Here is a 13,172-nt window from a genome sequence, read left to right as displayed (position 1 = left end):
TGTCGAGCATACACATTCATTTGGACGAGATAATTATGATTGAACAAAAAGCCCCAGTAATTAGTGATGGTCTACGCCTTGATGGCGCTTTCTTTACTGACGAGAACGTTAACAACCCAGACTTACCGATCGTTATTGTCTGCTCAGGCTTTACTGGGCAAAAAAATATTCACCCAGAGCGTTACGCGAGAGCCTTAACTGCGAAGGGCTTTACGGTATTCGGATTTGACTACCGTGGCTTTGGTGAATCTGAGGGCATTCGTGAGCGAGTTATTTTGGATGAACAAGTACGCGACATCGCGAACGCGGTTGCGGTTGTGAAACAGCGCGCTGACGAGGAAGGCCGCAAAGTCGTACTGGCTGGCTGGGGCATGGCGGGGGGATTAATTCTTGATGCTTACCGAGTTTGCCAAGATGCGATTGATGGCCTTATCTCCATGAACGGCTTTTATGATGCGGTACGTGTTCAGGTTGCTCAACGTGGCGAGCACGGCTGGAAAGCGTTCCGTCAATTTATGTTAGAAGAGCGTACACGTCTTGCTCTTGGTGGAGAAAAGCAGGGGATTGATCCATTTGAAATCTACCCGCTTGATCCAGTAAGCCGCGAATATGTATTCACTGAACTGGTCAAAGCGCCGGGCTACGGCGTGACATCTGATCTGGATTTTGCGGATTCTCTCATCAATTTCAAACCGGAAGCTCTACTGGATGAGCGATTTGCAGACGCGCCAATCTTGATTGCGCACGGTGCAGAAAACGACCTTCACCCAGTGACCGAAGCAAAGTCGCTGTACGCGAAATACCCTGGGCCGAAATCTCTATTCTTACTGCCGGAAGGTGGTCACACCGAGTGGATGTTGGACGACGATCCTAAGTTTATTCAGTTCTCTGGCGTGATCGCAAACTGGTTGAGTGAGAACTTCAGTTGAGTCTTCAAGAGGTGCTCTCGTTGATGGCACCTCTACCTTTCTGACAGGATGATTTTTGATGAGCATAATTCCATTTTGTGAAGCGGCGGACCCATTTGTACATAAACCAACAATCGCGATTCCTGAAGGCGCGGTTGATTGTCACGCCCACGTTTTTTCTTCACGTTATCCGTACTGTGAAACGCGAACCTACACGCCACCCGATGCCAGCGTTGGCGCGTACCTGCATTTGCACCAGCAATTAGGCATCCGTCATGGCGTGCTGGTTCAGCCGAGTGTGTATGGCAATGACAACCAGTTGCATCTTGATACATTACGGTATTTACGCCAGCAAGGTTACGACTACAAAGGCGTCGCGGTCGTGGATGCGGATGTTTCCGAGCAAACGCTGGATGAGCTACAAGAAGCCGGATTTTGTGGGGTGCGGATGAATTTGCTGTTTAAAGGTGGTATTGAGTGGCGAGATGTTGAACGTTTAGCGGCTCGCCTTGCAGAGCGACACTGGCACCTTCAATGCTTAATTGATGTTTCGCAGTTTGATGACTTATATCAGCGATTAAGGGCTTTACCCGTGCCCGTAGTGATTGATCATCTTGGACATATGCCAACAAACAAGCTTATTTCTCATCCTGGTTTTCAAACCTTATTGAAGCTTAAGGCCGAAGGGAAAGTGTGGACAAAATTGTCGGCGCCGTATCGTTTGTCGCTTCAATCACCGCCTTATGATGACGTTTCTTCGTTTGCTCAAGCTTTGTTAGAAGCGAATGAAGAGCAATGCGTCTGGGGCTCGGATTGGCCTCATCCATGTTTTGCTGCTGAGATGCCAAATGATGGCCAGCTATTAGATACCTTGTGGCACTGGACGCAAGATACGACACTGTTTGGCAAGATTCTGGTCGATAACCCCAAGCGCCTCTACCACTTTTAACTCCGCATTCATGTTACGAACCTAAAAAGACAACCGTAAGGCACCGATTCAAATTATGCTTCCTGCACTTCCGCTACAGGTTTACTCTGATCCTTTGGTTATCAAGTTCTTTAACACCCTTAAACAGCTTGGTTTCAAGGGGGATACTGATGCTCGTTATACCACTCGATTGAGTATGGCGACTGACAACAGCGTCTACCAGCAACTTCCTTTGTCGGTCGTCTTTCCTGCCAACCATCATGATGTGGTAATACTTGGCAAAGTCAGTGCACGTGATGAATTTAAGCACCTGACCTTTTCGCCCAGAGGAGGCGGAACGGGCACCAACGGACAATCATTGAACTCGGGGATTGTGGTTGACCTGTCTCGCTACATGAATCGAGTGTTAGAGATTAACGAGCAGGAAGGCTGGGTGAGAGTGGAAACAGGGATAGTCAAAGATCAACTCAACGACATCGTTCGCCCTTATGGTTATTTCTTCTCGCCAGATCTGTCGACCAGCAACCGCGCAACATTAGGTGGGATGATTAATACCGATGCATCAGGCCAAGGCTCTTTGCAATATGGTAAAACCTCGGATCATGTGTTGGCGCTCAAAGCCATATTGGCGGATGGTTCGGTAATCGATACCGAAGCAATTCAACAAAACAAATGGTTAAACAGTGATGCAGTATCGCGAGCGTTAAAAATTACGGAGGAAGTTTGTCGAGACAAGCGTCAACAGATTCTGGATAAGTTTCCTCCTCTGAATCGATTTCTTACTGGTTATGACCTAAAAAACGCCATCAACGACAAGAGTGAAGAGTTTGACGTCACGAGAATATTATGTGGCTCTGAAGGCACGTTAGCTTTTATCACTGAAGCCAAGCTCAATCTTACGCGAATACCTACCACGCGACGGTTAGTGAACGTTAAATACGATAGCTTTGATTCTGCATTGCGAAATGCTCCCTTGATGGTCGAAGCAGAGGCGCTATCGGTAGAGACGGTTGATGCAAAGGTGCTCAATCTTGCAAGAGAAGACATTGTCTGGCACTCGGTAAAACACGCGATCTCAGATGTGCGGGGCAAAGAGATGCAAGGGATTAACTTTGTCGAGTTCGCAGGCAGTCACGACGATGATATTGAGGATAAAGTTGAACGTTTACTTTCAATTCTCGATAAAGAAATGGCTCACCGACGCAGTGGTATCATCGGTTATCAAGTCTGTCGCGAACCCCAAGACATCCAGGCTATTTATGGCATGCGCAAGAAAGCGGTTGGGCTGCTTGGCGCGACCAAAGGTCAGGCAAAGCCGATTGCATTCGCGGAAGATACTTGTGTGCCGCCTGAAAATTTGGCGGACTTTATCGCGGAATTTCGTACGTTGCTAGACAGCAATAACCTGCATTATGGCATGTTTGGGCATGTGGATGCTGGCGTCCTTCACGTGCGTCCGGCGCTCGATATGTGTGACCTTGGGCAAGAAGCGTTGATGCATCAACTATCCGATGATGTGGTCGCGCTGGTGGCAAAATACAATGGTTTAATGTGGGGAGAGCACGGTAAAGGATATCGTTCAGAATATGGACCTGCCTTCTTTGGTGATGAGCTCTTTATTGAATTAAGGCGTATTAAAGCGGCGTTTGACCCCGACAATAAAATGAACCCGGGCAAGATTTGCACGCCACTGAATAGCGACGCTGAAATGGTAAAAGTCACAGCGACTAAGCGTGGCTACTATGATCGTCAGATCCCCGTAGAAGTCCGAGAGTCGCTTAAGCCCGTGCTGTCTTGCAATGGCAATGGGCTGTGTTTTAATTACGATGCTGATAGCCCAATGTGTCCATCATTTAAAGTAACAGCCGATCGTCGCCACTCTCCGAAAGGGAGGGCAGGGATAATGCGTGAATGGCTGCGTCGTCTTAATGACAGTGGCTTCGATTTGCTCGCTAACGAACAGCAACTTCTCAATCAAACGTTATCGGTTAAGCTTTTGGCTCAGAAGCTGAGTCAACTGATATCTCGCCCCGCATCTGATGACCTATCGCATGAAGTTTATGAGGTGATGAGCGGTTGTCTAGCGTGCAAAGCGTGTGCGAGTCAGTGCCCTGTTAAAGTTGATGTACCTGATTTTAGAGCGCGTTTTTTAAACCTCTATCACTCTCGTTATCGCAGACCGCTGCGCGACTATCTGGTGTCGAATATTGAGCAACTGTTGCCGATTATGGCAAAAGCTCCCAAGCTGGTTAATCAAATTGCATCTAGTAGGCCTGTTACGCAAGTATTAGAGACATCCATCGGTTTTGTTGATTCGCCAGTGCTATCGATCCCTACGTTGCAAAGTCGATGTCAGGCACTTGGAGTGAGCCCGTTCGACTTTGCGTATCTAGAATCGCTTTCCCCAGAAGTGAAGCAAAATTACGTCTTGATTGTTCAAGATCCATTTACCAGCTTTTATGAAGCCGAGTTGGTTGCGGACTTTATTCAGTTATTGCAGCGGTTAGGGAAACACCCTGTTGTTCTGCCTTTCAAACCTAATGGGAAAGCTCAACATGTAAAAGGTTTCCTTAAGAAATTCGCCAGAAATGCACAAAACACCTCGGACTTTCTCAACCAAGTTGCTGATCTTGAAATTCCTATGATCGGTATCGATGCAGCCTTAGTGCTTTGTTATCGTGATGAATACCATCAGGTTCTAAAAGAAAAGCGAGGCGAATTTACAGTTTATACGGCTCATGAATGGCTGGTGGATACACTCGATGAATGGCCAGCTGTAAGCACATCAGATGAAGAGCCTTGGTATTTGATGGCGCATTGCACAGAAAAGACAAAAATACCGCTGACTGAGAAATCTTGGCAGTCTATTTTTTATCACTTTGGTTTAAAGCTGCATGTGATACCTACGGGATGTTGCGGTATGGCAGGGACATTCGGCCATGAAGTGGATAAGAAAAGTACGTCTGAAGCTATTTATCAGCTGAGTTGGAAACCGAATATAAAGAACCTGCCCACTGAGCGTGTGTTAGCCACGGGGTATTCCTGTCGCAGTCAAGTTAAGCGTTTTGAAGGGGAGGTAGTTCGACATCCGGTCCAAGTTTTAGCCAGTTTGTTTAATGCATAAGATGCTTAGGCAATTTAGTATACGAAAACGCTTGCCTTAAGACTTTGCCTGCCTTTAATGTATCCGACCGCAGAACTTCAATCTGCTTAACAACATAGGAGAGAGTCGGGCTTTCACTTCCGCTCGACAGAAACTCCTTTCAAATTGATACAACAGCGCAGCAAACTTCCCTTGCTGCGATACTGTGTTCCATATTTTGTGAGTACTTATGTTTAACTCAGAACGCAAAGCGACGGTTATTCTGGTTGCGACAACGATGATCGCGGCACTTGGTTGGATCTTTTCTAAGGAAACAATACAGGGTTTACCACCTTTCGGCTTTATCGGGGCGCGATTTACTATTGCATCACTCTGCCTGCTGCCGTTGTGCTATCGACCTTTGTTGAAAGCGAATTTGAGAGATGTGCTTTCTGCTGGTGGTGTCGGGCTACTGTTAGGTAGTGCCGTTATGACATGGATTTACGCCATCTCCATCAGCGACACGCTCGGGGAAGGCGCATTTATCATGAGTCTCTCCATGCTATTTGTGCCGATTGTTGCGTGGGTTATGTTTCGTAAACGACCACAACGAATTTTCTGGCTTTCTTTGCCTATCGCGGTATTAGGTCTAGCCTGTCTCTCTTTAGTTGGCGGCTGGAAGCAATCGGCCAGTCAATTTTGGTTTCTTGGGGCGGCACTGGTTCTGGCGCTTCATTTTAATGTGAACAGTAAATATTCTCAAAAATTGCCTGTGTTGCTGCTTACTTGCGTGCAGCTTTTTTCTGCTGGTTGTTTAGGTTTGTTGGTTTCTTTCTTTATGGAGTCTTTTCCGGCAGAGGTTGACTCCTCCATTTGGTGGTGGTTCGCGTTGAGCACTTTGCTAGCGACGAGCTTGCGTTACGTAATGCAAACCATGGGGCAAAAATTTGTTCAGGCAGGTAATGCTGCCTTGATCATGATATTAGAGCCAGTTTGGACCGTCATTCTAAGCGTGCTGTGGTATGGCGAAGTGCTAACGGCAAATAAGCTAGTTGGCTGTGTGCTTATCTTATTTTCTCTTATTATTTATCGTACTGGCGGTCGATTTCGTTTGTCTATCCCTAGGTAGCTTCAAGAAATGTGGGTAGGGAACAATTTAGGAGTGAAGCATGGCCAATACTGAGCATCAGGAATCACTAGACTTTTTAGATATTTTAAGTGTCTGTTTATACCGTTTAGGAATTAGCGTATTTGCCTTTGGACTTATCGCGATGACGATATCGGGTTTGCACCTTATTGAAGGTTCGGCATTTTATGATCGAAATGTGTTGCTGCTCATCGCCATTGCAGGTGCATTAACTGCAGCAAATATCCATGTTTACAGTAAAACTGTGCGTACTGTCATCAGCTGGTCAACTTGGGTGGGACTGCTCTTCATGGTGAGCGATCCAGACTTATCCCGCGTGTGGCTTTCTCTTGGTTTTGTCTTTGTCACTTTTTCCGGTGTGGCGCTGAAAGAGTCCTTTTGTTTTAAAGTTCCAGGCTTGAAAGCGGTGCCAGTGCTACTTGCCATCGCAACCTTTGCGTTTTGTTTCGAAATACTGACGGTAGCGAATATTGCAACAGTGTTGTCTGGCTTAATTATGGGTTTCCTGTCTATATCAAAGTGGCGGATGCCACTTCATTTTGATATTGGTATTAAAGCAAACTACGAGGTTTAATAAACGTCTTATGTTAGAGATGTCATACGGTTACGCAAAGCTAGCGATACTTTTGACGTGGGTTCTCGATTAAGCTCTTCGCTGATCATCCAGCCAGCTTTTGCTAACAGCTCCAAGTCGATCCCCGTTTCGATCCCTAATCCTTGGCATAAATACAGTACATCCTCCGTCGCGACATTCCCCGAGGCCCCATGAGCGTATGGGCATCCACCTAGCCCAGCTACACTACTGTCGATGGTATTGATGCCCATACTTAATGCTTGATGAATATTGGCGAGCGCTTGTCCCCATGTATCGTGGAAATGGACAGCAAGCATGGGGAGAGGTGTAACCAACATGACGGCTTCCAGCATGGCTGCAATTCGATTTGGCGTGCCTGTGCCGATGGTGTCACCTAGAGACACCTCATAGCACCCTAAATCGATGAGGGATTTGGTCACGCTCGCCACCTGTTTAGGGGCCGTCGGACCGTCATAAGGGCAATCGGCAACGCAGGATAGATAACCTCGAACAGGGATGCCGTGTTTGGTGGCTAATCGCATTACAGGCTCGAAGCGAGTTAAACTTTCTGCAATCGAGCAATTGATATTGTGTTGGCAGAATCCTTCTGATGATGAAGTGAAAATTGCGACCTGATTGGCACCAGCCTCCAAGGCTTGTTCGAAGCCTTTTAGGTTTGGTGTCAGGGCAGAATAAGTAACATGATTTCGCCTTGTTATTGCTTTCATGACCTCTGTTGAGTCCGCCATTTGTGGCACCCATTTGGGCGAAACAAAAGAGCCCGCCTCAATATGCGTTAGCCCAGTATCAGAGAGTAAGTTGATCAACCGGATTTTAGTCTGGGTCGCAACAGGAGATTCATTTTGCAACCCATCTCGTGGACCTACTTCGACAATATTTACTTTGGAAGGCAGCATTACTTGTCCTGTGATTTGGTTACCCAACTTGGGCTTCGTTTTTCAAGAAACGCTTGCAAGCCATCTTGGCCTTGTGGCGATACCCTAATGTCCGCAATGAGCTTGCTGGTATAGTGAATCAGTTGTTGATCGATGGGGTTTTGATGACATTGGTGACAGAGCGTTTTCGCTTTACGCATCGCATCTGGGCTATTAAGTAGTAACGTCTTGATCACGCTATCGACCGCATTTTCAAGTTGTTTGGCTTCTTTTACTTCGTGCACAATACCAAACCGTTCGGCATCCTCGGCTGAAATGACTTCACCACTTAAAATATAACGTCTAGCTTGTCGATTCCCCATCGCGCGCATGACGTAGGGTGCAATGGTTGCCGGAACTAAACCAAGCTTAACTTCACTTAAGCAAAAGTTGGCACATTGGCTCGCGATGGCGATATCACTGCAACAAATCAATCCCAGCGCGCCGCCATAAGCGGAGCCTTGTACAACCGCGATGGTGGGTTGAGGGAACGAATCTAGTGTTTCCATGAGTCTTGCCAAGTTTTGGGCATCAACGAAATTATCTTGCCTCGTGCTGTCGGCCATCGACTGCATCCAATTCAGGTCGGCCCCGGATGAAAAGTGCTTGCCGTTACTTTTTAATACCAAGCATCGCACATCCGTTCGTAAAGCGAGATAATCTAGGCGGTGGATCAGCAAGTCGATCGTACAAGCATCAAAAGCATTGTGCTTGGCTGTTCTGTTTAGAGTGATGGTCGCTACGCCATTGTCATCGACATGCCAAAGAACGTCATCTTGTCTTTGGGCGTTGGGAATAATGCTTGGTTGCATTTCCTGCATACTTACTTCCTTAATTTATCTCTGGATATTTACATTCTGAAGACGCCAAACTCGCTATCAGGAATGGGGGCATTTAATGCTGCCGTTAGCGCATGACTCAACACCTGACGCGTTTGTTTGGGGTCAATAATTCCGTCATCCCATAGCCGAGCGCTCGCAAAATAGGGATGTCCTTGTGTTTCATACAAGTCTATGATCGATTCTCTAAAAGTGTGTTCTTCTTGCTCTGACCACGCTTCTCCCTGGCGTTCCTTCGCGTCTTTTCGAACTTGTGTTAAGACGCCTGCCGCTTGTTCTCCGCCCATCACAGAAATACGAGCGTTCGGCCACATCCACATCATGGTTGGATCATAAGCTCGGCCGCACATGCCATAATTGCCAGCGCCGTACGACCCACCGATGATTACGGTAAACTTTGGTACGTCAGCACAAGCGACGGCCATCACCAGCTTGGCGCCATGTTTTGCGATGCCTTCTTCTTCCACCTTTTTCCCGACCATAAATCCGGTAATGTTTTGGAGAAAGAGAAGCGGTATTTTCCGTTTGGCGCAAAGTTCAATAAAGTGCGCGCCTTTTTGTGCCGATTCAGAAAACAAGATGCCGTTGTTTGCCACAATGCCGATCAAGTGTCCGTGAATGCGAGCAAAGCCACACACTAACGTTCTGCCGTACAAGGCTTTGAATTCGTCAAAATCAGAATCATCGACGATGCGGGCGATGATTTCTCGGACGTCGAATGATAGTCGTAAGTTGGCATTCACGATTCCGTAGATTTCTTCAGCATCGTAGCGGGGAGGTAGCACGGTGTTTTCCGGCTTAATCGGTTTCGCTCTATTGGCATTGGCAATGGCTTCTCGGGCAAGCATTAGGGCATGCTCATCATTTTCAGCGTAATAATCAGCAACACCAGATTTACGACAATGCACGTCTGCACCGCCGAGCTCTTCACCCGTCACGACTTCGCCAGTGGCCGCTTTCACCAGAGGCGGTCCCGCCAAAAATATGGTGCCTTGCTCTTTGACCATAATGGACACATCCGCCATGGCAGGAACATATGCGCCCCCAGCAGTGCAAAGCCCCATCACAACAGCAACCTGAGGGATGCCTTTTGCTGACATCCTCGCTTGGTTAAAGAAAATGCGACCAAAGTGTTCTTTGTCGGGGAAGACGTCGGACTGATGAGGGAGATTTGCGCCACCGGAGTCCACCAAGTATACGCAGGGGAGTTGGCAACGTTGGGCTATCTCTTGCGCTCTAAGGTGTTTTTTTACCGTGAGTGGGTAGTAGGTTCCGCCTTTTACCGAAGCATCGTTGGCGATGACCATACATTGAATCCCCGCTATGAAACCAATGCCGGCGATAACGCCAGCGCAGGGGATGGATTCGTCATACACTTGCCAGGCGGCAAACTGGCTAATTTCAAGAAAATCAGTGTTGTCATCAAGCAAGCGCGCGATGCGTTCTCGTGCGGGGAGTTTTCCTTTTTGCCTCTGGTGCTGAATGGCTTTTTCACCGCCTCCTTGTTTGATGGTCTCGATATGTTGATTCAGTTGAGTGACCAACGTTTCCATCGCAGCTTTATTGGAAAGAAATAACTCGTCAGTTGGCTTAGTTTTACTTTTGATAATGGCCATAATGACTTCCTTGTCGTATGTTCCTTTAGCGAGATTCTTCGAACAGTTCTCGGCCTATTAACATGCGGCGAATCTCTGAGGTACCCGCGCCGATTTCATAAAGCTTTGCATCACGTAGCAAACGACCAGCAGGGTATTCATTGATGTAGCCATTCCCACCGAGCAACTGTATTGCATCAAGTGCCATTTGTGTGGCGAGTTCTGCACTGTACAGAATCGCTCCTGCGGCATCTTTGCGTGTTGCGTTACCTCGATCACAAGCCGCTGCGACGGTATATACATACGCTTTTGCTGCACTCATTCGAGAATACATATCGGCGATCTTGCCCTGAACTAACTGAAACTCGCCAATGGATTTTCCAAACTGCTCTCGTTCATGTACGTACGGGACCACAATGTCCATGCAAGCTTGCATTATCCCGAGTGGTCCGGCAGCGAGGACGACGCGCTCGTAATCTAGTCCACTCATTAACACCTCGACGCCTTGATTCAGCTCGCCAAGAATATTCTCTTTCGGCACTACGCAATTGTTAAACACAAGTTCGCAAGTGTTCGAGCCCCTCATGCCTAGTTTGTCCAGCTTTTGAGCATGGCTGAAACCTTCGACGTTGCGTTCAACAATGAATGCGGTAATACCTCGTGAACCTGCATTGACATCCGTTTTAGCGTAAAGCACCACTATGTCAGCGTCGGGACCGTTGGTGATCCACATTTTGTTGCCATTCAGTACAAAATGGTCGCCCTTGTTCTCCGCTTTCAGTTGCATGCTTATCACGTCTGAACCGGCATTGGGCTCACTCATAGCTAGGGCGCCAACGTGCGTACCATCGATGAGTTTGGGAAGGTATTTCTTGCGTTGAGAAGGCGTGCCATTGCGAAAAATCTGATTGACGCACAGATTGGAATGAGCGCCGTAGCTTAAAGCGACGGAGGCAGAGGCTCGGCTGATCTCTTCCATCGCCACAACGTGAGCAAGGTATCCCATGCCTGCACCACCAAGTTCTTCATCGACGGTGACACCGAGCAGCCCCATTTCTCCAAACAAAGGCCACAAATGGTTCGGAAACTGGTTATCGCGGTCTATATCTGCGGCGATGGGAGCAATATGTTCCGTAGAAAAGGCATTAACGTGGTCTCGGAGCATATCGATGGTATCACCAAGTCCGAAATTGAGTGGGGCGTAGGTGCTTTTCATAACGTCTCCCGATATCAGAGGTAAGGTGGAAAAGCCGATTGCAGTGTCGCTATTTGAGTATAGCGGTTATGTCTCTTTGCTTTTGAGTGTTTGAATACAGCGTTCTTTAGCGGCATTCAACTCTGCCATTACGACGCTGATGTCATTGAGTTGCTGTTGTAGGACGGCTTGTTTCTCTTCAATGATATTGAGCATTTTCAATAACTGTCCTTCGGTTTGTTGCATGTCATAGAGCTCGAAAAGTTCACGAATTTCCGCCAGTGAAAAACCGAGCCGTTTCCCTCTTAAAATCAGTTTGAGACGAATTTTATCTCTGCGTTGATAAACGCGCATGTTGCCTTTTCGCTCTGGTTCAATCAGACCTACGTCCTCATAAAACCGGATACTGCGAGTGGTAATATCAAACTCCTTGGCGAGGTCACTGATCTTGTATTTTTCCATAACATACTTACCTCGAATAAAAATCCAGTTTCTGGAAATCGAACCTTCAACGGAAAGGCCGAACGCAAATTTTGAAAGATAAACGCCTACTTGGTGTGTTTTTTCATCTCATTGTAAAGGCTAGTGCTATGCTTACGTAAACGTCAAGAAATCGCAGTATGAAAGTTTGTCAGTGAGAAAGGGCGACAAAGACTGGCGTAGCACTTGGTAAGCAATGTCATGCAAGGGCGTTATCAGTCAGTCTAGTGTTCACATATACCTCAAGGGAATGCGAATCATGGAAAAAGACATCTGGATTGTCAGCGCGAAGAGAACGCCGATCGGGCGCTTTCAAGGAAAGTTGCAAACTTACTCCGCTCCCCAATTAGGTGCACTAGCGATCAAGGCTGCGATGCATGAAGTGAATGTGACATCTGTAGATGAAGTTTTCATGGGATGTGTGCTCCCCGCGGGTTGTGGGCAAGCCCCAGCGAGACAAGCGGCAATTGGTGCGGATTTACCCATGAGTGTAGGGTGCACGACTATCAACAAAGTGTGTGGCTCCGGCATGAAGAGCGTCATGTTGGCGCACGATCTTATCAAAGCTGGAACGATTCGAACGGCCATTGCTGGTGGTATGGAGAGTATGACCAATGCGCCGTATTTATTGAAAGAGGCGAGAAAGGGAATGCGCATGGGCCACCAGTCGACGTATGACCACATGTTTCTCGATGGATTGCAAGATGCGTACGAAGGGCACTTAATGGGTGTTTATGCTCAGCACGTCGCAGACAGGCTTAAGTTTACCAGAGAGCAAATGGACGAATGGGCAGTGATGTCGGCAAAACGTGCGTTGGAAGCTCAAGAGCGAGGCTTATTTTCCGACGAGCTCTCACCGATTGAACTCAACACCAAGTCTGAACAAGGAACGCTGGATTACGATGAGCACCCGCGCTCGATTGATCTGGATAAAATCCCTCAACTCAAACCTGCATTTGATAAAAAAGGCACGGTGACCGCTGCTAATTCGAGTGCGATTTCCGATGGCGCTGCAGCGCTTGTTCTAATGGATGAAGAGACTGCGCTCCACCAAGGTCTTGAGCCACTCGCCGTTATCAAGTCTCACGCCACACACGCCAGAAAACCTGCTGAATATACTTTGGCTCCCGTTTATGCGATTGAACAGTTGTTGTCCCAGTTGGATTGGTCAATTGACGAAGTGGATCTGTGGGAAATCAATGAAGCCTTTGCTGTCGTGACACAAATCGCGGTAGCAGAGCTTGGGCTTGATATGAGCAAAGTCAATATTAAAGGCGGAGCGTGTGCACTCGGGCATCCGATAGGCGCAAGTGGCGCACGAATTCTGGTGACATTGATTCATAGTTTGCGTCAGCTACAAGCTTTAGGTACCGACGGTGATCTAGACGCCAAAAAAGTGATGCGAGGCGTTGCGTCACTTTGTATCGGTGGTGGAGAGGCAACGGCGATAGGCATTGAAATACCGCTTTAATTGAAATCAGAAAGGAGT

11 protein-coding genes are annotated in these 13,172 nt (G+C 47.5%); 6 read left to right on the top strand and 5 right to left on the bottom strand.

Annotated features, from left to right (window positions below):
- Window positions 1-35: 35 nt before the first annotated feature.
- From FKN16_RS09950 to FKN16_RS09930, 5 genes are all read left to right on the top strand, one after another.
- Window positions 36-929, top strand: a complete 894-nt coding sequence (locus FKN16_RS09950) for an alpha/beta hydrolase (RefSeq protein WP_005375755.1) — start codon at window positions 36-38, stop codon at window positions 927-929.
- A 58-nt stretch (window positions 930-987) separates the two neighbouring features.
- On the top strand, window positions 988-1,857 hold the full coding sequence (locus FKN16_RS09945) for an amidohydrolase family protein (protein ID WP_170902593.1): 870 nt from the start codon (window positions 988-990) through the stop codon (window positions 1,855-1,857).
- 55 nt (window positions 1,858-1,912) lie between these two features.
- Window positions 1,913-4,960: an FAD-binding and (Fe-S)-binding domain-containing protein gene (locus FKN16_RS09940; RefSeq protein ID WP_170902592.1), complete on the top strand. Its 3,048-nt coding sequence runs from the start codon at window positions 1,913-1,915 to the stop codon at window positions 4,958-4,960.
- Between the two features lie 208 nt (window positions 4,961-5,168).
- Entirely contained in the window at window positions 5,169-6,047 is an 879-nt protein-coding gene (locus FKN16_RS09935; protein ID WP_170902591.1) for a DMT family transporter, read from the top strand.
- A 40-nt stretch (window positions 6,048-6,087) separates the two neighbouring features.
- Entirely contained in the window at window positions 6,088-6,639 is a 552-nt protein-coding gene (locus FKN16_RS09930) for a DUF2301 domain-containing membrane protein (protein WP_170902590.1), read from the top strand.
- Window positions 6,640-6,647: 8 nt separating this feature from the next.
- Here FKN16_RS09930 and FKN16_RS09925 read toward each other — a convergent pair whose 3' ends face one another.
- The 5 genes from FKN16_RS09925 to FKN16_RS09905 all read right to left on the bottom strand — a co-directional run bounded on the left by FKN16_RS09925 (window position 6,648) and on the right by FKN16_RS09905 (window position 11,665).
- Window positions 6,648-7,556, bottom strand: coding sequence for a hydroxymethylglutaryl-CoA lyase (locus FKN16_RS09925; RefSeq protein ID WP_170902692.1), 909 nt, complete (start codon window positions 7,554-7,556; stop codon window positions 6,648-6,650).
- On the bottom strand, window positions 7,556-8,395 hold the full coding sequence (locus tag FKN16_RS09920; RefSeq protein ID WP_048625205.1) for an enoyl-CoA hydratase-related protein: 840 nt from the start codon (window positions 8,393-8,395) through the stop codon (window positions 7,556-7,558). The genes FKN16_RS09925 and FKN16_RS09920 overlap by 1 nt, the downstream gene beginning before the upstream one ends.
- Window positions 8,396-8,424: 29 nt before the next feature.
- The gene (locus FKN16_RS09915; protein WP_170902589.1) at window positions 8,425-10,029 is read right to left on the bottom strand and encodes a carboxyl transferase domain-containing protein; all 1,605 of its coding nucleotides are present in this window, start codon (window positions 10,027-10,029) and stop codon (window positions 8,425-8,427) included.
- Between the two features lie 25 nt (window positions 10,030-10,054).
- Window positions 10,055-11,224, bottom strand: a complete 1,170-nt coding sequence (locus FKN16_RS09910; protein ID WP_170902588.1) for an isovaleryl-CoA dehydrogenase — start codon at window positions 11,222-11,224, stop codon at window positions 10,055-10,057.
- Window positions 11,225-11,290: 66 nt separating this feature from the next.
- Window positions 11,291-11,665, bottom strand: a complete 375-nt coding sequence (locus FKN16_RS09905; RefSeq protein ID WP_012842485.1) for a MerR family DNA-binding transcriptional regulator — start codon at window positions 11,663-11,665, stop codon at window positions 11,291-11,293.
- Between the two features lie 277 nt (window positions 11,666-11,942).
- Between FKN16_RS09905 and FKN16_RS09900 the strand changes: the two genes are divergently transcribed.
- Window positions 11,943-13,154, top strand: a complete 1,212-nt coding sequence (locus FKN16_RS09900) for a thiolase family protein (protein WP_104972720.1) — start codon at window positions 11,943-11,945, stop codon at window positions 13,152-13,154.
- Window positions 13,155-13,172 lie beyond the last annotated feature (18 nt).

The organism is Vibrio sp. 11-4(1), from assembly GCF_013048625.1.
GTDB classification, from domain to species: domain Bacteria; phylum Pseudomonadota; class Gammaproteobacteria; order Enterobacterales; family Vibrionaceae; genus Vibrio; species Vibrio diabolicus.
This window is presented reverse-complemented; position numbering and strand designations above follow the sequence as displayed.

What these genes read in the sequence shown, in the direction of transcription:
- FKN16_RS09950 (WP_005375755.1), top strand. Translation starts at nt 36, where the DNA reads ATGATTGAACAAAAAGCCCCAGTAATTAGTGATGGTCTACGCCTTGAT.
- FKN16_RS09945 (WP_170902593.1), top strand. Translation starts at nt 988, where the DNA reads ATGAGCATAATTCCATTTTGTGAAGCGGCGGACCCATTTGTACATAAA.
- FKN16_RS09940 (WP_170902592.1), top strand. Translation starts at nt 1,913, where the DNA reads ATGCTTCCTGCACTTCCGCTACAGGTTTACTCTGATCCTTTGGTTATC.
- FKN16_RS09935 (WP_170902591.1), top strand. Translation starts at nt 5,169, where the DNA reads ATGTTTAACTCAGAACGCAAAGCGACGGTTATTCTGGTTGCGACAACG.
- FKN16_RS09930 (WP_170902590.1), top strand. Translation starts at nt 6,088, where the DNA reads ATGGCCAATACTGAGCATCAGGAATCACTAGACTTTTTAGATATTTTA.
- FKN16_RS09925 (WP_170902692.1), bottom strand. Translation starts at nt 7,556, where the DNA reads ATGCTGCCTTCCAAAGTAAATATTGTCGAAGTAGGTCCACGAGATGGG.
- FKN16_RS09920 (WP_048625205.1), bottom strand. Translation starts at nt 8,395, where the DNA reads ATGCAGGAAATGCAACCAAGCATTATTCCCAACGCCCAAAGACAAGAT.
- FKN16_RS09915 (WP_170902589.1), bottom strand. Translation starts at nt 10,029, where the DNA reads ATGGCCATTATCAAAAGTAAAACTAAGCCAACTGACGAGTTATTTCTT.
- FKN16_RS09910 (WP_170902588.1), bottom strand. Translation starts at nt 11,224, where the DNA reads ATGAAAAGCACCTACGCCCCACTCAATTTCGGACTTGGTGATACCATC.
- FKN16_RS09905 (WP_012842485.1), bottom strand. Translation starts at nt 11,665, where the DNA reads ATGGAAAAATACAAGATCAGTGACCTCGCCAAGGAGTTTGATATTACC.
- FKN16_RS09900 (WP_104972720.1), top strand. Translation starts at nt 11,943, where the DNA reads ATGGAAAAAGACATCTGGATTGTCAGCGCGAAGAGAACGCCGATCGGG.